This window comes from Streptomyces montanisoli (genome assembly GCF_017813245.1).
Taxonomy (GTDB): Bacteria; Actinomycetota; Actinomycetes; order Streptomycetales; family Streptomycetaceae; genus Streptomyces; species Streptomyces montanisoli.
Map to the genome: position 1 here is coordinate 1 of NZ_JAGIQL010000107.1, position 24,448 is coordinate 24,448.

Below are 24,448 nucleotides of genomic sequence, written 5' to 3' on the forward strand. Positions count from 1 at the left end.
CCTCCCCCCCCCCCTGACTTACTTGAGAGAGCAGTTCGTTAATGGGATACATCGGTGACTGAGGTTGAGACGTGTGCTCTTTCGATTATCGGCCCGGGACGGTGGTCCGGGCGCGGCGGCCGCGGCTGCTCGTGGGCAGGGCCGCGCCGCGGGCGTGCTCGCGTACGCGCGTTGCTGGGGGCGGGCCCATACGCTCGTGCCCGATGCCTGCCTCGCCGTCGCCGTGCTCGTCTGCATGATCGCCACCTCCCTCGTGCACCCGCGCGGCGGCAGGGGCTTCACCACCCCCATCGAGGTGCACAGCCCCAGCGCCCTGAGCCTGGCGCTGATGGCCGCCGCCGCGGCCACGCTCGTGCTGCGCAGGCGGCGGCCGCGCACCGTGCTGCTCGTGACCAGCGCGCTCACGATCGTCGGGGTGATCACCGCGAACCCGGCCCCGCCCGTCGTGTTCAGCGTCGTCATCGCGCTGTTCACGGTCGCCGCGCACACCGACCGCCCCACGACCTGGCGCGTCGGCCTGCTCACCATGGCCGTGCTGACCGGTGTCTCGATGGGGCTCGGCTCCGGGCCCTGGTACGCCCAGCAGAACCTGGGCGTCTTCGCGTGGACGGGCATGGCCGGCGCCGCGGGCGACGCCGTGCGCAGCCGCCGCGCGTTCATCGACGCCATGCGCGAGCGTGCGGAGCGCGCCGAGCGCACCCGCGAGGAGGAGGCGGGGCGCCGCGTCGCCGAGGAGCGGCTGCGCATCGCCCGCGATCTGCACGACGTCGTCGCCCACCACATCGCGCTCGTCAACGTGCAGGCCGGCGTCGCGTCCCACGTCATGGACAAGCGCCCCGACCAGGCCAAGGAGGCGCTCGCGCACGTACGGGAGGCCAGCAGGAGCGCCATCGACGAGCTGCGCGCCACGGTCGGCCTGCTGCGCCAGACGGGCGACCCCGAGGCCCCCACGGAACCCGCGCCGGGACTCGGCCAGCTCGACGCGCTCGTCGGCACGTTCCGCTCGGCCGGCCTGCCCGTCGGGTGCGTGGTCGACGCGGGCGACGCGCCGCTGCCGGCCGCCGTGGGGCTCGCCGCGTACCGGGTGGTGCAGGAGGCGCTGACCAACGTGCGCAAGCACGCGGGCGCGGACGCGAAGGCCGAGGTGAGCGTCGTGCGTGCGGGCGGGGGCATCGAGATCACCGTGGTGGACGACGGGGCCGGCGAGGCCGCGGGCGACCCGGCCCCGGGCGGCGGCCACGGCCTGCTGGGCATGCGCGAGCGCGTCACCGCGCTCGGCGGCGCCCTCGTGGCCGAACCCCGCCACGGCGGCGGCTTCCGCGTCCAGGCGATACTGCCCGTGCAGCCGCTGCGACGACGAGAACAGGAGCACGCGTGACGATCAGGGTCCTGCTCGCGGACGACCAGACGCTGCTGCGCAGCGCGTTCAGGGTGCTGGTCGACTCGGAGCCGGACATGGAGGTCGTCGCCGAGGCGGCGGACGGCGCGGAGGCCGTCGCGCTCGCCGCCTCCGAGAAGGCGGACGTGGTCCTCATGGACATCCGCATGCCCGGCACGGACGGGCTCGCCGCGACCCGCATGATCAGCGCCGACCCGGCGCTCGCCGGGGTGCACGTGGTGATGCTGACGACCTTCGAGGTCGACGAGTACGTCGTGCAGTCGCTGCGCGCGGGCGCCTCCGGCTTCCTCGGCAAGGGCGCGGAGCCCGTCGAACTCCTCAACGCGATCCGGATCGCCGCGGCCGGCGAGGCGCTGCTGTCGCCCGCCGCGACCAAGGGGCTGATCGCCTCGTTCCTCGCGCAGCGCGGCCCGGCGGAGGACGGCGAGCAGGACGGCTCGGGAGCCCGCGCCGAGCGGCTGGCCGCGCTCACCGTGCGGGAGCGCGAGGTGCTCGGCCTCGTCGCGGGCGGCCACTCCAACGACGAGATCGCCGAGCGCCTCGCCGTCAGCCCGCTCACGGTGAAGACCCACGTCAACCGCGCGATGGCGAAACTCGGCGCCCGCGACCGCGCCCAATTGGTGGTATTCGCGTACGAATCGGGCCTGGTGCGGCCGGGGGTGGAGTAGCACTCCTCCGCCGTGTACTCCAGGCGCGGTACGCCGGGGGCAGCGGAAAGGGACCTGCGGCTGACGGAAGCGGCCGCCCGCATGCCTGATCGTGTAGTGGGGGCCTGAGCACCGACCTCGAGCACCGACCCGGCGGCATCCGCCCGACAGCACTGTCGGGCACGACCCGGCGGCCGGCCCGAGGCGCCGGCACCCCCTGCCGCCCCGCGCGGACGCGTACACCGCACGCAAATAGAAGAGAGACCCCATGTCCTGGCTGTCCCGGTTCAGCCTCAGACAACGGGCCCTGGTGGGCCTGATGTCGATCATCGCGCTCGTGTTCGGGGCGATAGCGATACCGCAGCTCAAGCAGCAGCTGCTGCCGCCCATCGACCTGCCCCTGGTGTCGGTCGTCGCGCCCTACCAGGGCGCCTCGCCCGACGTGGTCGAGAAGCAGGTGTCGGAGCCGCTGGAGAACGCCATGAAGGCGGTCGACGGCGTCAGCAGCGTCACCTCCACGTCCAGCGAGGGCAGCGCGACCGTCGTCGCCGGCTTCGACTTCGGCCAGTCGGGCACCAAGCAGCTCGTCGCCGACATCCAGCAGGCGGTCAACCGCGCGTCCAACCAGCTGCCGAGCGACGTCGACCCGCAGGTCATCGCCGGCTCCACGGACGACCTGCCGACGGTGGTGCTCGCCGTCACGTCGGACAAGGACCAGCAGGCGCTCGCCGACCAGCTCGAACGCACGGTCGTGCCCGACCTCCAGGACATCGACGGCGTCGGCCAGGTCACCGTCGACGGCGTGCGCGACCTCCAGGTCGACGTCACACCCGACGCGAAGAAGCTCGCCGCCGCCGGTCTGACCGCCGCGTCGGTCTCGGACGCGCTGAAGGCCGGCGGGGTCCCCGTGCCCGCGGGCTCGTTCGCGCAGGACGGCAAGAACCGCACCGTGCAGGTCGGCACGGGCTACACCTCCCTGCGGCAGATCAAGAACCTCGAAGTCGCCCCGCAGGCGGCGCCCGGCACCGCGCCCGGCAAGCCCGTGCGCCTCGGCGACATCGCCACCGTCGCGCAGCAGCCCTCCGCGCAGACGTCCCTGACCCGCACCGACGGCAAGCCGAGCCTCGCCGTCAACATCACGATGGACTCGCAGGACGGCAGCGCCGTCTCCATCTCCAACGCCGTCAAGGACAAGCTGCCCGACCTGCGCAAGGTGCTGGGCTCCGGCACCAAGATCGTGGTCGCGAGCGACCAGGGCCCCGCCGTCTCCAAGTCGATCTCCGGCCTGACCACCGAGGGCGCGCTCGGCCTGCTGTTCGCGGTCCTCGTGATCCTGCTCTTCCTGGCGTCGATCAGGTCCACGCTGGTCACCGCGATCTCCATCCCGCTGTCCGTCGTCATCGCGCTGATCGTGCTGTGGGTCAACGGCGAGACGCTGAACGTCCTCAGCCTCGGCGGCCTGACCATCGCCATCGGCCGCGTCGTCGACGACTCGATCGTCGTGCTGGAGAACATCAAGAGACACCTCGGCTACGGCGAGGAACGCCACAAGGCGATCGTCAGCGCCGTCAGGGAGGTCGCGGGCGCGGTCACCGCCTCCACGCTGACCACCGTCGCGGTGTTCCTGCCGATCGGCCTGGTGGGCGGCATCGTCGGCGAGCTGTTCGGCTCGTTCTCGCTGACGGTCACGGCCGCGCTGCTCGCGTCGCTGCTGGTGTCGCTGACGGCGGTGCCGGTCTTCTCGTACTGGTTCCTGCGGGCCCCCAAGGGCGCCAAGGACCTCGGCGAGGACGAGGCGCGCCGCCGCGCCGAGGAGAAGGAGTCCCACAGCAGGCTCCAGCGCACGTACGTGCCGGTGCTGCGCTGGGCGACACGTAAGCGCGTCACCAGCGTCCTGATCGCCGTGGTGATCCTCGTCGGCACACTCGGCATGTCGAGCTTCCTGAAGACGAACTTCTTCGACAACAGCGACCAGGACGTCCTGTCCATCAGCCAGAAGATGGACCCGGGCACCAGCCTCGGCGCGACGAACGACGCCGCGAAGAAGGTCGAGCACGTGCTCGCCGGCATGGACCGGGTGAAGGACTACCAGGTCACCGTCGGCACCTCCGGGTTCCAGGCGGCGCTCGGCGGCGGCGCGGGCACCAACCAGGCCAGCTACCAGGTCACCGTCAAGGACGCGTCCCAGTACGAGAAGACGCAGAACGCGATCGAGGCCAAGCTGCGCGACCTCAAGGGCATCGGCGAGACGACGGTCTCGGCCGGCGGCGGCTTCGGCAGCCAGGACCTGAGCGTCACCGTCAAGGCCGGCGACTCGGCGACGCTGAGGAAGGCGTCCGACCTGGTAACCCACGCCGTCGGTACGCTGCACGGCGTCACCGACGTGCGCAGCGACCTGTCGCAGTCCGTCCCGCGGATCTCCGTCACCGCCAACGACAAGGCGGCGGACGCCGGGTTCACCAACGCGACGCTCGGCGCTGCCGTGGCGCAGGCCGTCAGCGGCACCAAGTCGGGCACGGCGATCCTGGACGACACCGAGCGTGACGTGGTGGTGACGTCGGAGCACCCCGCGACGACGGTCTCCCAGCTCAAGGACCTGCCGCTCGGCCAGGTGAAGCTCGGGCAGATCGCCGACGTCAAGCTGGTGCCCGGACCCGTCTCCATGACGAGGATCGACGGCAACCGCGCCGCGACCGTCACCGCCAGGCCGGTCGGCGACAACACCGGCTCCGTCAGCACCAAGCTCCAGTCCAAGATCAAGGCGCTGAAGCTGCCGTCGGGCGCCACCGCGTCCATCGGCGGTGTGACCTCCGACCAGAACGACGCGTTCAAGAAGCTCGGCCTTGCCATGCTGGCCGCGGTCGCGATCGTGTTCATGCTGCTCGTCGGCACGTTCAGGTCGCTGGTGCAGCCGCTGATCCTGCTGGTGTCGATCCCGTTCGCGGCGACCGGCGCCCTCGGCCTGCTGCTGATCACCGGCACCCCGCTCGGCGTGCCCGCCATGATCGGCATGCTGATGCTGATCGGCATCGTGGTCACCAACGCGATCGTGCTGATCGACCTGATCAACCAGTACAGATCGCGGGGCCTCGGCGTCGTCGAGGCGGTCGTGGAGGGCGGCAGGCACCGCCTGCGTCCCATCCTGATGACGGCGCTCGCCACGATCTTCGCGCTGCTGCCGATGGCGCTCGGCGTCACGGGAGAGGGCGGCTTCATCGCCCAGCCGCTCGCGGTGGTCGTGATCGGCGGCCTGATCTCCTCGACGCTGCTGACGCTGCTGCTCGTGCCGACGCTGTACGCGATGGTCGAGTTGCGCAAGGAGCGCAGGGCGAAGAAGAAGGCGGCCAAGCGGGGCGGCGACGTCCCGCCGCAGGCCGAGGCGCCGGGCGACCGCGCCCGGCAGAACGCCGGCGTCTGAGCCGTACGCGCGAAGGGTGTGCCCCCGGTGGATCCGTTGGATCCGTCCACCGGGGGCACACCCCTTCCCGCTGCCTTTCGGCTGACGCGGCTACGGAAGCGCCAGCATCCGCTCCAGCGCCACCTGCGCGTGGTGCGCGGTGTCCGCGTCCACGCGGATCTGGTTGAGCTCGTTGCCGTCCGCGAGCGACTCCAGCGTCCACACCAGGTGCGGCAGGTCGATGCGGTTCATCGTCGAGCAGAAGCAGACGGTGCGGTCGAGGAAGACGATCTCCTTGCCCTCGGGGGCGAACCGGTCCGCCAGGCGGCGCACGAGGTTCAGCTCCGTGCCTACCGCCCACTTCGACCCGGCGGGCGCCGCCTCGAGAGCCTTGATGATGTACTCCGTCGAGCCGACCTCGTCGGCCGCCGCGACCACCTCGTGCTTGCACTCCGGGTGCACGAGGACCCGGACGCCGGGTATGCGTGCGCGCACCTCGTTCACCGACTCCAGCGAGAAGCGGCCGTGCACCGAGCAGTGGCCGCGCCAGAGGATCATCCGCGCGTCCCGCAACTGCTGCGTGGTCAGCCCGCCGTTCGGCCGGTGCGGGTCGTAGACCACGCAGTCCTCGGGCGACATGCCGAGGTCGCGTATCGCGGTGTTGCGCCCGAGGTGCTGGTCGGGAAGGAAGAGCACCTTGTCGCCCTGGCCGAACGCCCAGTCGAGCGCGCGCTCCGCGTTGGACGACGTGCAGATGGTGCCGCCGTGCCTGCCGGTGAACGCCTTGATGTCGGCGGAGGAGTTCATGTACGAGACGGGCACGACGCCGTCGGCCACACCCGCGTCCGTCAGGACGTCCCAGCACTCCTCGACCTGCTCGGCGCTGGCCATGTCGGCCATGGAGCAGCCGGCCGCGAGGTCGGGCAGGACGACCTTCTGCGCGTCCGAGGTGAGGATGTCCGCCGACTCGGCCATGAAGTGCACGCCGCAGAAGACGATGTACTCGGCGCCCGGCCGTGCGGCCGCGTCGCGCGCGAGCTTGAAGGAGTCACCGGTCACATCGGCGAACTGGATGACCTCGTCGCGCTGGTAGTGGTGGCCGAGGACGAAGACCCGGTCGCCGAGCCGCTCCTTCGCGGCGCGTGCGCGCGCCACCAGGCCGGGGTCGGAGGGAGCGGGCAGGTCGCCGGGGCACTCCACGCCGCGCTCGCTCCTCGGATCGGCCTCCCGGCCGAGCAGCAGCAGCGCCAGCGGCGTGGGCTGCACGTCGAGTTCCGTAAGGGGTTGGGCCGTGGTCACGTCACGCACCCTTTCTGCTCTGCGGACCTGTGTACTGCGCCGCCCGTACTGCGCCGCGCCTTTTCGTCGGTTTGACGCTATCTATCATATCCGCTTCGCGTCACTTTGACGATGCCGATCGTGTCGATGTGACGTGAAACCCGGCCCGCCGGTCGCCACCGCCACGGCCCGTGTCGGAGCGCCGGGCGTGTGCGAGCATGAGAGAGGGGAATGAGAAACCGGACCGTGGAATGAACCCGCGGCCGTGCCGGTTGCAAGTGTCGGCAAGCAGTCCGTACAACCCGGGAGAGAAGCAGATGTCCGTATCGGACGAGACCACCACCGTGAGCGACGGCATCCTCCTGTCCGACGCCGCCGCGGACAAGGTCAAGACCTTGCTCGACCAGGAAGGCCGCGACGACCTGGCGCTGCGCGTCGCCGTTCAGCCCGGCGGCTGCTCCGGCCTGCGCTACCAGCTCTTCTTCGACGAGCGCTCGCTCGACGGTGACGTCGTCAAGGAGTTCGGTGGCGTCAAGGTCGTCACCGACCGCATGAGCGCCCCGTACCTGGGCGGTGCCTCGATCGACTTCGTCGACACGATCGAGAAGCAGGGCTTCACCATCGACAACCCGAACGCGTCGGGCTCCTGCGCCTGCGGCGACAGCTTCCACTGAGCGCACCCGCGCACCGGACAGCACAGGGCGGCAGGCCCCTCGGGGGCCTGCCGCCCTGCTTGCTGTGCACGCGCGCTGTGCACCCGCCCCCCGGCGCCCGCGCCGACCCTGACCGCGCCCCCGGGGGCCGTCGGTCGCATCGGCCGCCCGGTGGAGCGCCGCATCGCCGGGGACGGCGCTGTTCGGTGACCGCTCGGGCATGAGCGGCTTGGCCGAGAGCGGCCCGTGCGCGTGGTGCTCCGGGTCCGTCTACCGAACGCCGGTGCGACCCGGCTGGTCATCGTGGTCATCGGCCGGATCGGGTCCGGGCCTGGTCGGCCGCCTACGGGCGCACCCTCGCCGCCCCGGCGGTAGGCGGCCCCGCTCACGCGCCGGCCATCGCGTACCGTCCGCCGCGCCCTCGCCTGAGCGGCCTGGGCCCACCCGTCCGGTGGGCAGGCTGCCTGCGCTCGCGACGCGGCGGTTGGCCGCCCTGCCCGCTTGGCGGCGCATCGCGCACGGGTCCGCCGGCCTCCGTCGCCGGCCTGTGCGGGCGGCCTGGGCCCGAGCGGCCTGACGGCTTACCGCGAGCGGCCCGCATGCCCGCGCCTTGCCCGGCAAGGGCCATTCGTCCGGTGGCCGGGCGGGATGCCTGCGCGTCCGACGCGGCGGTAGGCCGCCCCCCGCGCGCGGCGGTGCATCGCGCACGGGTCTGCCGGCCTCCGTCGCCGGCCTGTGCGGCTGCCTGCGCCCGAGCGGCCCGCATGCGCGCGCCTTGCCCGGCAAGAGGCCGTTCGCCCGGTGGGCGGGCTGCCTGCGCGCCCGGCGCGTGCGGTGCCTTGATGCCCGCACGCCGAAGGCGCCCGCGGCCGCGCCCGGCCGCGGCGGTGGGGGCCTCAGGTCCCCGCGCGCGGCACCTCCGTGCCGGTCGTCGCGCTGATCACCTTCCGGTCGCCCAGCGGCTGCTTCAGCGTCACCGTCTTCGTCAGGCGCTTCGCCAGCGCCATGCACTCCTGGCCGGGCTTCGGGGTGGGCTTTTGCAGCCTGACCTTCACCGCCGCCCCCGACTCGTCCGCGCTCAGCGTGTACTCGCCGCACACCCCGCCGTAGAACCGCAGCGTGAGGTCGCGGCCGTGCGTGGTGTACGAGAGCGAGGACGCCCCTGACGCCCCGGTGCCACCGCCCGGCTTCATGCCGTGCGGGGGCGCCGACCGCAGGTAGGCGGGCGCCACGGCCGTCTGCGTCACCCGGTACGCGGGCGAGCCGCCGCCCGGCTCCACCGTGAACAGCCACGACGGCACCAGCGCGAGCCGCCCGTTCACGGCGCGCGCCGCGAGGCCGAACTCCACCTTGTCCACCGGCACGGTCCGCTGCTGCGGCGCCTTCGGCACCTCAGGCGTGCTCGCCGTGCACGCGGGCGCGGCCGGCCCGGCCTCGGCGCCGGTGACCGGCCCGTGGATCACCGGAGCGGACGTCGCGCACCCTGCGCCCGGCCCGGCGCCCGACGCGGCCAGGTTCAGCGCCTTCAGCGCCGCCGTCGCGCTGATCGCCGGGTAGGACGTCCCGGCCTCCGGCAGGGCGAGCTCGCCGCCGCCGCTCTCGACGCGTCCGTCGGGGCCGACCTGCAACCCGGTCGTCCAGCCGTACGTCGGCAGCCCGTCCACCAGCGGATCCGCGTCGACCACCCGCACGGCGCCGAGCAGCCGGCTCGCGTCGACCCGCGCGCCGCCCTGGCCCAGTGCCTTCAGCACGGGCGCCGCGGCCTGCTTCGCCGCGTCCTCGCTCACCGCACCGCCGCCGCCGCCGACGCCGCCACCGCCGACGCGATCGACGGCGCCGCCCCCGTGCACCAGGGACGTGCTGCCGGTGCACGGCTTGCCCTTGCCGCAGTTGTCGCCACCCGTGGGGGAGTAGCGGGAGAACGTCCAGGCGCCCGGCGCCTTCTTCTGCACCCGCAGCAGCGGCCCGCCGCCGTCCGCCGCCGTGCCTGCCAGCCACGCGTCCCCGGACGAACGCGGCGCCCCCGACACCCCGAGCGCCTTCGCGAGCGCCGCCACGCGCGCCTTCGTCACGTCCGCGCCGCGGTCGTACACGGGCGCCTTGTCAGGGCCCGCGGGCAGCGGGCCGCTCACCCGGTAGAGCGTGCCCCGAGGATCGGGCTCGCCCGGCGCGATGCCACGCGGGGGCTCGGACACCACGTTCACCGGCCCGTTCACCTTGATCCGCTCGGGCGGATCACCGACGCGCAGCGTCGGAAGCGCCTGCGGGCTGCCGCCCCCGCCTCCATCCGCGGCCACCGCCAGGTACGTCCCGCCGCCCGCCACGACGAGGACCGCCGCGACCACCGACGCCACCGCGAGAGGCGAACGCCGCCGACGGCGGGGGGCCGCGCCGGCCCCCGGCTCGCCGTGCTCGCTCCCGCCGCGAGGCCCTTCAGGCTGCTGCGTGCTGTCCACCGCTGCGCTCCCTCGCCCGTCGTCCGTCCGTATGGCCGCGGCCGTTCGTGTGTCCACGGTCAACGATGGGACGTGGCAGCGGCGCACCCGGTTCCGGCGCGCGAAAGGCCCGGCCCAGGGGCCGGCCGGCGGACCGTGCCGACGGACGTGCCCGGGGGCCGTACGGGTGGGTCAGCCCCCGTACTCGGGCATCGCGGCGACCAGCCGAACCGACCCCGGGTCCACGCTCACCCCGCGGAGCGGCCGGGCGGCAACGGCCGCCGCGGCGGCCGTGGGGCGCGCCTCCCAGCGCGGCGCCATGCGCGCGCAGTCGCCCCGCAGCTCCGCCATCCCGGCCCCCGGCTCGATGCCGAGGTCGTCGCCGGCCCTCTTGCGCCGCACATCGTGGATCGCCATACCGCCACCGTACGCACGCGCCCACAAGGGGCAAAGCGCTACCTTCGGGTAGTTTCCCGGCAATGGACCGCCGCCCTGTCCGCACCCGAGCGACCGGGTAGCGTGAAGTGCCAACCGTTCGTACCCCCAGGAGCGTTCACGCCGTGCGAATCGCAGTTTCCGGCTCCATCGCCACCGACCATCTGATGACCTTCCCGGGCCGCTTCTCGGACCAGCTGGTCGCCGACCAGCTCCACACGGTCTCCCTGTCCTTCCTCGTCGACAACCTCGACGTGCGCAGGGGCGGTGTGGCTCCGAACATCTGCTTCGGCATGGGGCAGCTCGGCCTCAGGCCGATCCTCGTCGGCGCGGCGGGTGAGGACTTCGACGAGTACCGCGCCTGGCTGGAGCGGCACGGCGTCGACACCGGTTCCGTGCGCATCTCCGACCACCTGCACACCGCACGCTTCGTGTGCACCACGGACACCGACCACAACCAGATCGGCTCCTTCTACACCGGGGCCATGAGCGAGGCGCGGCTCATCGAGATCCAGCACGTCGCCGACCGCGTCGGCGGCCTCGACCTGCTGCTGATCGGCGCAGACGACCCCGAGGCGATGCTGCGCCACACCGAGGAGTGCCGCTCGCGCGGCATCCCGTTCGCCGCGGACTTCTCCCAGCAGATCGCCCGCATGGACGGTGATGACATCCGCGCCCTACTCGAAGGCGCCACCTACCTCTTCTCCAACGAGTACGAGAAGGGCCTCATCGAGGCGAAGACCGGCTGGAGCGACGAGGAGATCCTCGGCCGCGTCGGCCACCGCGTCACCACACTCGGCAAGAACGGCGCCCGCGTCGAGCGGGTCGGCGAGCCCGCCATCGAGGTCGGCTGCGCCCAGGAAGAGGCCAAGGCCGACCCGACCGGCGTCGGCGACGCCTTCCGCGCCGGCTTCCTCGCCGGGCTGTCCTGGGGCGTCTCGCACGAGCGCGCCGCCCAGGTCGGCTGCATGCTGGCGACCCTCGTCATCGAGACCGTCGGCACCCAGGAGTACACGCTGGCGCGCCACCACTTCATGGAGCGCTTCACCAAGGCGTACGGGCACGACGCGGCCACCGAGGTCCAGGCGCACCTGCCCGCCTGACCGCACGGCACGTCACGACAGCCGGCGGACCACGTACGCGACACCGCGGTCCGCCGGCCGCTCGCCCACGTACTCCTGGCCGCGCATCCCGCACCAGGCGGGGATGTCCAGGCGTGCCGCCTCGTCGTCGGACAGCACCGTCACGACTCCGCCGACCGGGACGGTGCCGAACATCCTGGCCAGCTCGATCACGGGGATCGGGCAGCGCCTGCCCAGCGCGTCCACCACCAGCGGCTCTTCGCCGCCGCCGCTCCCGGCCACGGCCCCCTTCGCGCTCTCCGGCGCAGCTGCCGTAGCCGTCCCGGCCGCCGCAGGCGCAGCCGCCCCGGCCGGTGCGCCGAGCTGCCGGCGTACGGCCTCGACCGCGCCGGGCAGCACGCCGAGGAAGCGCTCCACCTCCTCGCCGGTCGTCCCGCGCGGCAGCGACACGCGCACGTTGCCCTCCGACAGCACGCCCATCGCGCGCAGCACATGGCTCGGAGCCAGCGTGTCGCTCGTGCACGACGAGCCCGACGACACCGAGAAGTCCGCGCGGTCGAGCTCGTGCAGCAGTGCCTCCCCGTCGACATGGAGACACGAGAACGTGACGAGATGGGGCAGCCTGCGCACCGGATCGCCCACCACCTCGACATCGGGCACCAGTTCGGGCACGCGCGCCCTGATCGTGTCCACCAGCCCCCGCAGCTGCGCGGCCTCCTCCGCGGCCTCCGCCCGCACCGCGCGCAGCGACGCCACCGCGGCCACCACCGCGGGCAGGTTGACGAAGCCGGGCGACCGTCCCGACTCCCGCTCGTCCGACGGCCCGGCGGGCGCGAACCGCACCCCCTTGCGCACCACGAGCAGCCCCACCCCGGGCGGACCGCCCCACTTGTGCGCGCTCGCCGCCAGCAGCGACCACGGGCCCGCCACCGCGCCCCAGGGGAGCGACTGCGCCGCGTCCACCAGCAGCGGTACCCCGCGCTCGCGGCACACGCCGGCCACCTCGGCCACCGGCTGCTCCGTGCCCACCTCGTGGTTGGCCGACTGGAGGCAGGCGAGCGCCGTGCCGTCGCGCAGCGCGTCGCCGAACGCGGACACCGGCACGGCACCGTGGCGGTCCACCGGAACCTCCGTCACCGCGCCGCCGAGCCGCGCCGCGTGCAGCACCGAGGAGTGCTCGACCGCCGACACCACCACGCCGTCGCCGACACGCCGACGGCCGCGCAGGGCGCCGGCCGTCCCCGCGTGGACCGCGTGCGTCCCCGAAGGAGTGAAAACCAGCTCGTCCGCGCGGCACCCGACGGCCTCGGCCGCGGCCTCCCGTGCGCTGTCGAGCAGCAGCGCGGCGCGCCGCCCCTCCCGGTGCAGCCTGGCCGGGTCGGCCCACCCCTCGTCCAGCGACGCCAGCAGCGCCTGGCGGGCGACGGGGTGCAGCGGGGCGGCGGAAGCGGAGTCGAAGTAGGACACGCCGCGAGGCTAACCCGGCCCTTGCACCCCCGCCGGAGTGAGTGTCAGAAGTGCCGCCCGGCCTGGGGTTGAATCCCTTTTGAATCCCTTCGGGAACCCGGACGGCGCGTTGGGCACCCTCCCCGCGAGACGCCGGAGGGCGTCCAGTAGGGTTTGGTCCGCATAAACATCAAACCCCTGCCCGTGACAGGGCCGGCGACCGACCGAGACGGCCGCAGCCGGCCGCGCGGGCGAGACTCTCGGGAAGGCGCTACGTGAGTCCCAACGGCTCCGACCGCTCGTCGCGGCGCCCGATGCGGCGGAAGCTGCCGCAGGCGGTGCTGATCGCGGGCCTGATCATGGTGACCGCTACCGGTTGCTCGTACAAGGATTTTCCACGCCTTGGTCTACCGACTCCGGTCACTGAACAGGGTCCTCGGGTCCTCTCCCTGTGGCAGAGCTCCTGGGCCGCGGCTCTGGTGGTGGGCTGCCTCGTCTGGGGCCTGATCATCTGGAGCGTCATCTTCCACCGGCGCAGCCGCACGAAGATCGAGGTTCCCCCGCAGACCCGGTACAACCTCCCCATCGAGATGTTGTACACCGTGGTCCCGCTGATCATCGTCTCGGTGTTCTTCTACTTCACCGCTCGCGATGAGTCGAAACTCATCGAGCTCTCCCCCAAGCCCGCCCACACCATCAACGTGGTCGGCTACCAGTGGAGCTGGGCGTTCAACTACGTCGAGAACGTCGACGGGAACGACGCGACCGGGTCGAAGATCCCGAGCGAGCTCAAGGCGATCCCGCCCAAGTACACCAACGCGTTCCCCAAGGGCGCCGAGGGCGTCTACGACGCCGGCACGCCGGGTGAGACCAACCCTGAGACCCACAACCCCGGGCCCACGCTCTGGCTGCCCAAGGGCGAGAAGGTGCGCTTCGTCCTCACGTCGCGTGACGTGATCCACGACTTCTGGGTGCTGCCGTTCATGATGAAGATGGACGTCATCCCCGGGCACACCAACTCCTTCGAGGTGACCCCCACCCAGTACGGGACGTTCCGGGGCAAGTGCGCCGAGCTCTGCGGTGTCGACCACTCGCGCATGCTCTTCAACGTGAAGATCGTCTCGCCCAAGGCCTATGAGCAGCACCTGAAGGACCTGGCCAAGAAGGGCCAGACTGGCTACGTCCCCGCGGGCATCGCCCAGACGGGACATGCCGCAACCTCGGAGGCGGAGGACAAGAAACTGTGAGCATCCTCAACGAACCCCAGGGTGCCGCCGCGGACGAGGACTCGTATGCCAACGAGATCCCGGTCCGCAACCGGCAGCCAGGCAACGTGGTCGTGAAGTGGGTGACCACCACCGACCACAAGACGATCGGCTCGCTCTACCTGATCACGTCGTTCGCCTTCTTCTGCCTCGGTGGCATTCTCGCCCTGTTCATGCGCGCGGAACTGGCGAGGCCTGGCCTCCAGATCCTGTCGAACGAGCAGTTCAACCAGGCGTTCACGATGCACGGCACGATCATGCTGCTGATGTTCGCGACGCCGCTGTTCGCCGGCTTCACGAACTGGATCATGCCGCTCCAGATCGGCGCGCCCGACGTCGCCTTCCCGCGGCTCAACGCCTTCGCGTACTGGCTCTACCTGTTCGGCTCGCTGATCGCGGTCGGCGGCTTCCTCACGCCGCAGGGCGCGGCCGACTTCGGCTGGTTCGCCTACTCGCCGCTGTCCAGCGTGGTGAACTCGCCGGGCGTCGGCGGTGACCTGTGGATCCTCGGCCTGGCCTTCTCCGGATTCGGCACGATCCTCGGCGCCGTCAACTTCATCACCACGATCATCTGCATGCGCGCTCCGGGCATGACGATGTTCCGTATGCCCATCTTCACGTGGAACGTGCTGCTGACCGCCGTGCTGGTCCTGCTCGCCTTCCCCGTGCTGGCCGCCTCGCTGTTCGCGCTGGAGGCCGACCGCAAGTTCGGGGCGCATGTGTTCGACTCCGCCAACGGCGGGGCGCTGCTGTGGCAACATCTCTTCTGGTTCTTCGGCCATCCAGAGGTGTACATCATCGCGATCCCGTTCTTCGGGATCATCTCCGAGGTCATCCCGGTCTTCAGCCGCAAGCCCATGTTCGGCTACATCGGCCTGGTCGCGGCGACGATCTCCATCGCCGGCCTCTCGGTGGCGGTGTGGGCGCACCACATGTACGTGACGGGCGGCGTGCTGTTGCCGTTCTTCTCCTTCATGACCTTCCTGATCGCGGTGCCGACCGGTGTGAAGTTCTTCAACTGGATCGGCACCATGTGGAAGGGATCGTTGTCCTTCGAGACACCGATGCTGTGGTCGATCGGCTTCCTCATCACGTTCGCCTTCGGTGGCCTCACCGGCGTCATCCTGGCTTCTCCGCCGCTCGACTTCCACGTCTCCGACTCGTACTTCGTGGTGGCGCACTTCCACTACGTCGTCTTCGGCACCGTGGTATTCGCGATGTTCGCGGGATTCCATTTCTGGTGGCCCAAGTTCACCGGCAAGATGCTGGACGAGCGGCTCGGCAAGATCAGCTTCTGGACGCTGTTCATCGGCTTCCACGGCACGTTCCTCGTACAGCACTGGCTGGGAGCCGAGGGCATGCCGCGCCGCTACGCCGACTACCTGGCGAGCGACGGCTTCACCACGCTGAACACGATCTCGACCATCAGCTCCTTCCTGCTCGGCCTGTCGATCCTGCCGTTCCTCTACAACGTCTGGAAGACCGCCAAGTACGGCAAGAAGGTCGAGGTCGACGACCCGTGGGGCTACGGGCGTTCGCTCGAATGGGCGACGTCGTGCCCGCCGCCGCGGCACAACTTCCTCACGCTGCCGCGCATCCGCTCCGAGTCCCCGGCGTTCGACCTGCACCACCCGGAGATCGCCGCGCTCGACCAGCTCGCGCACGTCGAGGGAGACAAGGCCCTGGCGGGCAGCGGCAGTGACAAGGAGGCCGGCAAGTGAAGGTCCAAGGGCGGCTCTTTCTCTGGCTGGCGCTGTTCGTCCTGATCGTCGCGATCGTCTACGGCTACTGGTCGCACGAGACGGCCGGCACGGTGGCGCTGTTCCTGGCCTTCGGCCTGGCGCTGATGATCGGCTTCTACCTGTCGTTCACCGCGCGCCGCATGGACCAGCTCGCACAGGACGACAAGGAGGCCGATGTCGCGGACGAGGCCGGCGAGGTGGGGTTCTTCTCCCCGCACAGCTGGGCCCCCGTCTCGCTCGGCGTCGGCGGCGCGCTCGCCTTCCTCTCCGTGGCGATCGGCTGGTGGCTGCTGTACTTCTCGACACCGCTGATCATGTTCGCCCTCTGGGGCTGGGTGTTCGAGTACTACCAGGGTGAGAGCCGGAACCAATAGCACACGCGGTACCCCGAGGGACCCGGACACTCCGAGAAGGAGGTCCGGGTCCCTCGTTTGCCACACCCGTCGCGCCAGTTGTGACGAACCTTCATAGCGTGAGGCCATGAACCACACGCCTCGCTACCGCACCGTTGCCGGCTGCACCCTGCTGCTCGCGTCCCTCGGGGCGGGGGCGACAGCGTGCGGAGGCACCGACAGCGGGAAGCTCTCCACGCACCCCTATGACGCGGCCGACCAGATCTCGTTCGCCGCCGCCAAGGACAAGAAGCCCTGGCCGCTGAACAAGCCGCTGGAGATCACCGCCAAGGACGGCGACGGGCGCATCACCGACGTCACCGCCGTCGACGCCTCCGGCCACCACCTCGCCGGCGAACTGGCCGCGGACGGCCTGCGCTGGCGCTCCACGGCCCCCCTCACCGCGGGCACCCAGTACACCGTGAAGGTGGCCACGGAGGACGGTGACGGGAAGCCCGGCACCCGCAAGCTGTCCTTCGACACGGCGCCGCCCCCCTCCAAGAAGCAGCTGAAGGTCACCTTCGGCCCGCAGGCGGGGGAGTACGGCGTCGGCGAGCCCATCACCGCGAAGCTCAGCGCGCCCGTGAAGTCCCAGTCGGCGCGGGCCATAGTGGAGCGGTCCCTGAAGGTCACCTCCGTACCCGCCACCCACGGCTCCTGGTACTGGGTCGACTCCACGCACCTGCACTACAGGCCGAAGGAGTACTGGCCCACCCACGCCACCATCAAGGCGACGAGCAACCTGGGCGGCGTGAAGGTCGACGGCAAGCTCTACGGCGGCGCCTCCAAGCCGCTCACCGTCACCACGGGCGACCGCTTCATCGCCGTCACCGACGTGGCCGACCACACCTTCACGGTGTACCGCAACGGCGAGGAGATCAAGACCATCCCCGTGTCCACGGGCAAGCCCGGCTTCGATACGCGGGGCGGCATCAAGGTCGTCCTGGAGAAGCAGTCCTTCGTGCAGATGCGGAGCGCCACCGTGGGCATCGCCGCCGGCAGTTCCGACTCGTACGACATCCCGGTGCACTGGGCCACCCGCGTGACATGGAGCGGTGAGTACGTGCACGCCGCGCCGTGGTCGGCGGGGGCGCAGGGCGTCGCCAACACCAGCCACGGCTGCACCGGCATGTCGACCGCCGCCGCCGAGTGGTACTTCGACGAGGTGCGCCCAGGCGACATCGTGAAGGTCATCAACAGCGACGGCGACATGATGGAGCCGTTCGGCAACGGCTTCGGCGACTGGAACCTCAGCTGGGCCAAGTGGCAGAAGGGCAGCGCACTCAACGGCTCCGGCTCGTCCAGCGGAGCCGGCAAGAGCGCCGTGAACTCCGACCAGAACGTCGTCCAGGCCTCGCGCCTGCGCCCCGCCGTCTGACACCCGCTGACACCCGCGCCCAGGGCGCACAGCGCCGCTCCCGCCCCTCCAGGGGCCCCGGGGCGGCGCTGCCGCGCCCCGGGCCGCCTCCGTACGGGCATCGGGTGCGATCAGGCGCCGACGGCCAGCCTGCGGCGCAGCAGCGACGCCAGCGCGTCCGCGAACCCCACAGGTTCAACCGGAAGAGTGACGGCCGCGTCGGCGCGGCTCCACGTGGCGAGCCACGCGTCCTGCGGGCGGCCGATCAGCAGCAGCACCGGCGGGCAGGCGAAGACCTCGTCCTTGATCTGCCGGCACACGCCCATGCCGCCGGCCGGCACGGACTCCCCGTCCAGCACGCAGACGTCCACTCCGCCCCTGTCCAGGGCGTCGAGCACGGCGGGCAGGGTCGCGCACTCCAGGAAGGCGACCTGCGGGACGTCGGCGGCGGGCCTGCGCCCCGCGGCCAGCCTGACCTGTTCGCGGGTGTTGGCGTCGTCGCTGTAGACAAGCACGGTCGCGGTCGGCCGCATTGTTCCTCCATGGCTTGAGGCATCTGCGCCGGCCCAGGGCGGTCGTCCGCCATGGACCGTTGCGCGGATGCTACTCCGTCCCACGCGCTGTCAGCACCGGTAAGAACGTGCGTCGACCGACCCGTTGACTGAGCCGTTCGAGCTGGACACAGGGCAGGGACACACCGAACGGGACCCCCCGGGGTGAGGGCGGGATAAGCGACCGACATAATGTCCGTCGTGGCGACAGCAACGACAGTAGAAACCGGGCACGCGCACCCGACGGTCAATCGGCCGAACCTCACCAGCGTCGGAACCATCATCTGGCTGAGTTCCGAGCTGATGTTCTTCGCGGCCCTCTTCGCGATGTACTTCACCCTGCGTTCGGTGATGGGCAGCGGGTTCTGGCACTCCATGAACACGCATCTGGATGTCCCGTTCGCTGCGGGCAACACCACGATCCTGGTGCTCTCCTCGCTCACCTGCCAGCTCGGCGTCTTCGCCGCCGAGCGCGGTGACGTGAAGAAGCTCCGCTCCTGGTTCGTGATCACGTTCATCATGGGTGCGATCTTCATCGGCGGCCAGATCTTCGAGTACACCAATCTGGTCAAGGACGACGGCATCTCGCTCTCGTCAGGACCGTACGGATCGGTGTTCTACCTGACCACCGGGTTCCACGGCATGCACGTGACGGGCGGGCTCATCGCCTTCCTGTTCGTGCTCGGCCGTACGTACGTGGCCAAGAGATTCACCCATGAGCAGGCTACGGCCGCCATCGTCGTGTCCTATTACTGGCACTTCGTCGATGTCGTCTGGATCGGCCTCTTCGCCACGATCTACCTGATCAAGTAGCGGGGCACGCGCCCGACGCGCTCGCACACACTCCAGAAGTACCGACGCAGAAGATCCTGACACCGGGGTAATCCGTGAAAAAGCTCTCCGCACGACGACGCCACCCGTTGGCGGCGGTCGTCGTCCTACTCCTCGCGCTGGCGGCCACAGGGGGGCTGTACGCCGCGTTCGCGCCCGCGGACAAGGCGCAAGCTGACACTTCCGCCCAGTCCCTCGCCATCGACGAGGGCAAGAAGCTCTACGACGTCGGTTGTGCCAGCTGCCACGGGACCGGTGGTCAGGGCAGCTCCGAAGGGCCGAGCCTGGTGGGCGTCGGCGCCGCAGCTGTCGACTTCCAGGTCGGCACCGGGCGCATGCCGGCGCAGCAGCCGGGCCCGCAGATCGAGAAGAAGCGGGTCCAGTACAACCAGAAGCAGATCGACCTGCTCGCCGCGTACGTCGCCTCTCTCGGCGCCGGTCCGGCCATCCCGACCTCCCAGGAGTACAACCCCGCGGGGTCGGACGTCGCCAAGGGCGGCGAGCTGTTCCGGACGAACTGCACCCAGTGCCACAACTTCAGCGGCGAGGGCGGCGCGCTCACGAACGGCAAGTTCGCGCCCGACCTCGAAGGCGCGTCGGCGAAGCACATCTACGAGGCCATGCAGACCGGCCCGCAGAACATGCCGTCCTTCCCGGACACGACGATGCCGACGAAGCAGAAGCAGCAGATCATCGCCTACATCCACACGATCAACAGCTCGAAGTCCTCGACGCCCGGCGGTCTCAAGCTCGGTGGCCTCGGCCCCGTGAGCGAGGGCCTCTTCGCCTGGATCTTCGGTCTGGGCGCGCTGATCGCCGTCACCGTCTGGATCGCGGCCCACACCGCTAAGGCCAAGAAGTCATGAGCCAAGACACTCCTCCAGAAGAGAAGCTGCCGAGCGAGCAGACGCACGGCCCCCTCGCCCGCGGGGAGGAGGACCCGTTCGCGGACCCGGGGCTGCCCCCGCACCTGCCGCGCATCCAGGACATCGACGAGCGCGCGGCCAAGCGCTCCGAGCGCACGGTCGCCCTGCTGTTCGTCATCTCGATGCTGGCCACCATCGCGTTCATCGCGTCGTACGTGGCGTTCCCGATCGACAAGATCGTCTACATCTTCCCGTTCGGGCACGTCAGCATCCTGAACTTCGCCCTCGGCATCACGCTGGGCATCGCCCTGTTCTGCATCGGCGCCGGCGCCGTGCACTGGGCCAGGACGCTGATGTCCGACCGTGAGGTCCCCGACGACCGGCACGCCATCGAGTCGCCGCCCGAGGTCCGCGCGAAGGTCATGCAGGACTTCTCGGAGGGCGTCGCCGAGTCCGGCTTCGGCCGCCGCAAGCTGATCAGGAACACGCTGTTCGGCGCCATGGCGCTCGTCCCGCTCTCCGGCGTCATGCTCCTGCGCGACCTGGGCCCGCTGCCCGAGAAGAAGCTCCGCGCCACCATGTGGGCCAAGGGCAAGCAGCTCATCAACATGAACACGAAGCAGCCGCTGCGCCCCGAGGACGTAGCCGTCGGCTCGCTCACCTTCGCCATGCCCGACGGGCTGAAGGAGACGGACGAGGACTTCCAGGAGCAGATCGCCAAGGCCGCCCTGATGATCGTCCGCATCCAGCCGGACGAGATCAAGGACAAGCGCGAGCTCGACTGGTCGCACCAGGGCATCGTCGCCTACTCGAAGATCTGCACCCACGTCGGCTGCCCGATCAGCCTCTACGAGCAGCAGACGCACCACGTCCTGTGCCCGTGTCACCAGTCCACCTTCGACCTCTCCGACGGCGCCAAGGTCATCTTCGGCCCGGCCGGCCACCCCCTCCCGCAGCTGCGGATCGGCGTGAACGGCCAGGGCAACCTGGAGGCGCTCGGCGACTTCGACCAGCCCGTCGGTCCTGCCTTCTGGGAGCGCGGATGAGTACCACTACTGCACCGGACCGCGAGGCACCCGCGGGCGAGCGTCTCGCGGACTGGGCGGACGGCCGGCTCGGCCTGTACGCCCTGGCCAAGACGAACATGCGCAAGATCTTCCCGGACCACTGGTCCTTCATGCTGGGTGAGGTCTCGCTCTACAGCTTCATCATCATCATCCTCACGGGTGTGTACCTGACGCTGTTCTTCCACCCTTCGATGAACGAAGTGGTGTACCACGGCAGTTACGTGCCGCTCCAGGGCATCCGGATGTCCGAGGCGTTCAACTCCACGGTGAACATCAGCTTCGACGTCCGCGGCGGTCTGCTGATCCGGCAGATCCACCACTGGGCCGCGCTGATCTTCCTCGCGGCGATGTTCGTGCACATGATGCGCGTGTTCTTCACGGGCGCTTTCCGCAAGCCGCGCGAGGTCAACTGGCTGTTCGGCTTCCTGCTGTTCGTCCTGGGCATGTTCACCGGCTTCACCGGCTACTCGCTCCCCGACGACCTGCTGTCCGGCACCGGTGTCCGGTTCATGGAGGGCGCGATCCTGTCCGTGCCGGTCGTCGGCACGTACCTGTCGATGTTCCTGTTCGGCGGTGAGTTCCCAGGCGGCGACTTCGTCGCCCGGTTCTACTCGATCCACATCCTGCTGCTGCCCGGCATCATGCTGGGCCTCGTGGCGGCCCACCTCATCCTGGTGTTCTTCCACAAGCACACGCAGTTCGCGGCTCCCGGCCGCACGGAGAAGAACGTCGTCGGCATGCCGCTGCTGCCGATCTACATGGCCAAGGCGGGCGGCTTCTTCTTCCTGGTGTTCGGCCTGATCGCGATCGTCGCGGCGATCGCCACGATCAACCCGATCTGGGCGATCGGGCCCTACCGGCCCGACCAGGTCTCCACCGGTGCGCAGCCCGACTGGTACATGGGCTTCTCCGAGGGCCTGATCCGTGTGATGCCTGGCTGGGAGATCAACTTCGCGGGCCACACGCTCGTACTCGGCGTGTTCATCCCCCTGGTGATCTTCCCGCTGGTGCTCGCCGCGATCGCGGTCTACCCGTTCCTGGAGGCCTGGGTCACCGGGGACAGGCGCGAGCACCACATCGCGGACCGGCCGCGCAACGCGCCGACCCGCACCGGCTTCGGCGCGGCGTGGATCTCCTGGTACTTCATCCTGCTCGTCGGTGGCGGCAACGACATCTGGGCCACGCACTTCCACCTGTCGATCAACAACATCACCTGGTTCGTGCGGATCGCGTTCTTCGTCGTCCCGGTGCTCGTGTTCATCGCCACCAAGCGGGTCTGCATGGGCCTGCAGCGGCGTGACGCGGAGAAGGTGCTGCACGGCCGCGAGTCGGGCGTCATCAAGCGGCTGCCGCACGGCGAGTTCGTCGAGGTGCACACGCCCCTCAACCAGGCCGAGCGGTTCAAGCTCACGGCGCACGAGCAGTACCAGCCGCTCGAGGTCGGCGAGGCCGTCGACGAGAACGGCGTGGAGCGCAAGCTGCCCCGCGGCGAGAAGCTGCGGGCGCGCCTGAGCAAGGGCTACTACGGCGAGGGGAACCAGATCCCCAAGCCGACTGCCGAGGAGTACAAGGAGATCACCAGCGGCCACGGCCACCACTGATCCCCGGCTCCGCCGGACGCTGTCACCACACACCGGACCCCGGTCCGTGTCCCCTCGGGGGCACCGGCCGGGGTCCGGTCGTGCCGGGTCCCGGCGCCGATAGGCTACGGAGCGCGCAGCCGGCCGCCCGCCGGCGCAAGGACACCCAGCCACAGGAGCGACCATGAGCGCTGTGACCCCCACCGGAGGCGACACCGTGGCGGCCCGTAGCTGGCCGGGCGTCCTGAACGCGCTGCTGCGCGGCGAGAGCCTGACCCCCGACGACACGGCGTGGGCGATGGACCGCATCATGCGGGGCGAGGCGACGGACGTTCAGATCGCCGGGTTCGCGGTCGCGTTGCGCGCGAAGGGCGAGACCGTCGAGGAGGTGACGGGCCTCGTACGGGCGATGTACGAGCACGCCCGCACCATCGAGGTGCCGGGCAGGACCGTCGACATCGTCGGCACGGGCGGCGACCTGGCGAAGACCGTCAACATCTCCACCATGGCGGCCATCGTGGTGGCCGGGACGGGCGCGAAGGTCGTCAAGCACGGCAGCCGCGCGTCGTCGTCGGCCAGCGGCGCGTCCGACGTGCTCGGCAAGCTCGGCGTCAACCTGGAGCTGACGCCGGAGCGGGTGGTCGAGGTCGCGGAAGAGGCAGGCATCACCTTCTGCTTCGCGGTGAAGTTCCACCCGGCGCTGCGGCACGCGGCCAAGGCGCGCGGCGAGCTCGGCGCGCAGACGACGTTCAACATCCTCGGCCCGCTGACCAACCCGGCCCGCGTACGGTCGCAGGCGGTCGGGGTCGCCGACGCGCGCATGGCGCCCATCGTGGCGGGCGTGCTCGCCGAGCGCGGCAACTCGGCGCTGGTGTTCCGCGGCGACGACGGTCTCGACGAGCTGACCACGACGGCCACGTCGCGGGTGTGGCGGGTGCGGGGCGGGCTCGTCGCCGAGGAGGCGTTCGACCCGCGCTCGGTGGGGCTCGACCTGGTGCCCGTCTCCGCCCTGCGCGGCCAGGACGCCTCCTACAACGCGGAGGTCGCGCGCCGGCTCCTCGCGGGCGAGCGCGGGCCCGTGCGCGACGCGGTGCTGCTGAACGCCGCCGCGGCGCTGGTGGCGCTCGACCAGACGGACGACGCGCTCTCCGTCCAGCTCACGGCCGGCCTCGCGCGCGCCGCGGAGTCGGTGGACTCGGGCGCGGCGGCGCGCGCCCTGGCGAACTGGGTCGAGGCGACCAACCGCTGAGCCCGGAGCGGGGCGCCCGCGCCCCATGGGCAAGGGCGCCCCGCCATGTCCGCCGGGGCAGGCGCGCCCGCGCCGACGCGCACGGTGGCCGTGAGCTCCCTGGCTCCCGGCCGCGGGTGCGTCCCGGACGGCGCCGCGAGCCGCTCGCCCGTGGGGGCGGGCCGGCGGTGCTCGCCGGGGTGGGTACGTCCGCGTCACGCGCCCCGGCCCCTGGCGCCCGACCGCGAGGGCGTCCCGCGTGGTGCCGCGAGCTGCTTCCCCGTCGGGGCGGGGCGCCCGGCGGTGCTCGCCGGGGTGGTGCGTCCGGGTCACGCGTGGTAAGTGACGGGCCCTTGGCGCCCGGCCGTGGGGCACGACGCACGGTTTCCGCCGCTACGGTCGGGCGCCCCACCCGTGCTCGCCGGACGTATGCGCCTGCGTAACGCGCGCGAGGAGCGCTGGCCCCGGCGCTCGGCTGCTCGGGCGTCCCGCGTGGTGCCGCGAGCCTCCTCCCGCGGCATCGGGGCGCTCGTCCGGGCCATGCGTGTGATGGCGATGCGCCCCCCTAGGGCCAGGGCGTGCGGGATGCCCCGGGATGGCGCCGCGATTCCCTTCCCCGCGGTGTCCGCGTCGGGCGCTGAGGCCATCGGGCCGTCGGCTCCCGGCCGCCGCGGAGGCATCCCGCAGGGCGCCGCGAGGCTTCTCCCCGCAGGAGCGGGGCGGCGCTGCCGTGCCCTGCGGGCCGTGGGCCATCCGGCGCCTGGCGCCGGGGCGTGCCGTGGCCCCGCGGGCGCGGG

The 24,448-nt window shown here is 71.1% G+C and carries 19 protein-coding genes; 14 read left to right on the top strand and 5 right to left on the bottom strand.

Annotated features, from left to right (window positions below):
* The first annotated feature begins 154 nt into the window (after positions 1 to 154).
* The 3 genes from JFN87_RS22680 (at position 155) to JFN87_RS22690 (ending at position 5,464) form a co-directional block, all read left to right on the top strand.
* A complete protein-coding gene (locus JFN87_RS22680) occupies positions 155 to 1,378 on the top strand; it encodes a sensor histidine kinase (protein WP_443732205.1) in 1,224 nt (407 codons plus the stop codon).
* Positions 1,375 to 2,067 (top strand): response regulator, encoded by a 693-nt coding sequence (locus JFN87_RS22685; protein ID WP_209342732.1) that lies wholly within the window; start codon positions 1,375 to 1,377, stop codon positions 2,065 to 2,067. The genes JFN87_RS22680 and JFN87_RS22685 overlap by 4 nt, the downstream gene beginning before the upstream one ends.
* 247 nt (positions 2,068 to 2,314) lie before the next feature.
* Entirely contained in the window at positions 2,315 to 5,464 is a 3,150-nt protein-coding gene (locus JFN87_RS22690; RefSeq protein WP_209342733.1) for an efflux RND transporter permease subunit, read from the top strand.
* Positions 5,465 to 5,554: 90 nt separating this feature from the next.
* Here JFN87_RS22690 and nadA read toward each other — a convergent pair whose 3' ends face one another.
* Complete coding sequence (gene nadA, locus JFN87_RS22695) at positions 5,555 to 6,742, bottom strand: quinolinate synthase NadA (RefSeq protein WP_209342734.1); 1,188 nt, start codon at positions 6,740 to 6,742, stop codon at positions 5,555 to 5,557.
* Positions 6,743 to 7,038: 296 nt separating this feature from the next.
* Between nadA and JFN87_RS22700 the strand changes: the two genes are divergently transcribed.
* Positions 7,039 to 7,395, top strand: coding sequence for a HesB/IscA family protein (locus tag JFN87_RS22700; protein ID WP_209342735.1), 357 nt, complete (start codon positions 7,039 to 7,041; stop codon positions 7,393 to 7,395).
* 875 nt (positions 7,396 to 8,270) lie between these two features.
* On the opposite strand, the gene JFN87_RS22705 is transcribed toward JFN87_RS22700, so the two are convergent.
* A complete protein-coding gene (locus JFN87_RS22705) occupies positions 8,271 to 9,728 on the bottom strand; it encodes a hypothetical protein (RefSeq protein WP_209342738.1) in 1,458 nt (485 codons plus the stop codon).
* Between the two features lie 273 nt (positions 9,729 to 10,001).
* Positions 10,002 to 10,226, bottom strand: a complete 225-nt coding sequence (locus tag JFN87_RS22710) for a hypothetical protein (protein WP_209342766.1) — start codon at positions 10,224 to 10,226, stop codon at positions 10,002 to 10,004.
* A 143-nt stretch (positions 10,227 to 10,369) separates the two neighbouring features.
* On the opposite strand from JFN87_RS22710, the gene JFN87_RS22715 reads away from it, so the two are divergent.
* Positions 10,370 to 11,347: a carbohydrate kinase family protein gene (locus tag JFN87_RS22715; RefSeq protein WP_209342740.1), complete on the top strand. Its 978-nt coding sequence runs from the start codon at positions 10,370 to 10,372 to the stop codon at positions 11,345 to 11,347.
* A gap of 12 nt (positions 11,348 to 11,359) precedes the next feature.
* Here JFN87_RS22715 and JFN87_RS22720 read toward each other — a convergent pair whose 3' ends face one another.
* Positions 11,360 to 12,793, bottom strand: coding sequence for a cysteine desulfurase/sulfurtransferase TusA family protein (locus JFN87_RS22720; RefSeq protein WP_209342742.1), 1,434 nt, complete (start codon positions 12,791 to 12,793; stop codon positions 11,360 to 11,362).
* 254 nt (positions 12,794 to 13,047) lie between these two features.
* On the opposite strand from JFN87_RS22720, the gene ctaC reads away from it, so the two are divergent.
* The 4 genes from ctaC (at position 13,048) to JFN87_RS22740 (ending at position 17,549) form a co-directional block, all read left to right on the top strand.
* Entirely contained in the window at positions 13,048 to 14,019 is a 972-nt protein-coding gene (ctaC, locus tag JFN87_RS22725) for an aa3-type cytochrome oxidase subunit II (protein WP_209342744.1), read from the top strand.
* Positions 14,016 to 15,758: an aa3-type cytochrome oxidase subunit I gene (gene ctaD / locus JFN87_RS22730; protein ID WP_209342746.1), complete on the top strand. Its 1,743-nt coding sequence runs from the start codon at positions 14,016 to 14,018 to the stop codon at positions 15,756 to 15,758. The genes ctaC and ctaD overlap by 4 nt, the downstream gene beginning before the upstream one ends.
* On the top strand, positions 15,755 to 16,153 hold the full coding sequence (locus tag JFN87_RS22735; protein ID WP_209342748.1) for a cytochrome c oxidase subunit 4: 399 nt from the start codon (positions 15,755 to 15,757) through the stop codon (positions 16,151 to 16,153). The genes ctaD and JFN87_RS22735 overlap by 4 nt, the downstream gene beginning before the upstream one ends.
* Before the next feature lie 106 nt (positions 16,154 to 16,259).
* A complete protein-coding gene (locus tag JFN87_RS22740) occupies positions 16,260 to 17,549 on the top strand; it encodes a L,D-transpeptidase (protein WP_209342749.1) in 1,290 nt (429 codons plus the stop codon).
* A 110-nt stretch (positions 17,550 to 17,659) separates the two neighbouring features.
* Here the strand turns inward: JFN87_RS22740 and JFN87_RS22745 are convergent, their stop codons facing one another.
* The gene (locus JFN87_RS22745; RefSeq protein WP_209342751.1) at positions 17,660 to 18,061 is read right to left on the bottom strand and encodes a hypothetical protein; all 402 of its coding nucleotides are present in this window, start codon (positions 18,059 to 18,061) and stop codon (positions 17,660 to 17,662) included.
* 210 nt (positions 18,062 to 18,271) lie between these two features.
* On the opposite strand from JFN87_RS22745, the gene ctaE reads away from it, so the two are divergent.
* From ctaE to trpD, 5 genes are all read left to right on the top strand, one after another.
* Positions 18,272 to 18,892, top strand: a complete 621-nt coding sequence (ctaE, locus tag JFN87_RS22750; protein WP_030909533.1) for an aa3-type cytochrome oxidase subunit III — start codon at positions 18,272 to 18,274, stop codon at positions 18,890 to 18,892.
* A gap of 74 nt (positions 18,893 to 18,966) precedes the next feature.
* The gene (gene qcrC, locus JFN87_RS22755) at positions 18,967 to 19,776 is read left to right on the top strand and encodes a cytochrome bc1 complex diheme cytochrome c subunit (RefSeq protein WP_209342753.1); all 810 of its coding nucleotides are present in this window, start codon (positions 18,967 to 18,969) and stop codon (positions 19,774 to 19,776) included.
* Positions 19,773 to 20,822, top strand: coding sequence for a cytochrome bc1 complex Rieske iron-sulfur subunit (gene qcrA, locus JFN87_RS22760; protein WP_209342755.1), 1,050 nt, complete (start codon positions 19,773 to 19,775; stop codon positions 20,820 to 20,822). The genes qcrC and qcrA overlap by 4 nt, the downstream gene beginning before the upstream one ends.
* On the top strand, positions 20,819 to 22,444 hold the full coding sequence (gene qcrB, locus JFN87_RS22765) for a cytochrome bc1 complex cytochrome b subunit (RefSeq protein ID WP_209342760.1): 1,626 nt from the start codon (positions 20,819 to 20,821) through the stop codon (positions 22,442 to 22,444). Before qcrA ends, qcrB begins: the two co-directional genes overlap by 4 nt.
* A 163-nt stretch (positions 22,445 to 22,607) precedes the next feature.
* Positions 22,608 to 23,672, top strand: a complete 1,065-nt coding sequence (gene trpD, locus JFN87_RS22770; protein WP_209342762.1) for an anthranilate phosphoribosyltransferase — start codon at positions 22,608 to 22,610, stop codon at positions 23,670 to 23,672.
* Positions 23,673 to 24,448 lie beyond the last annotated feature (776 nt).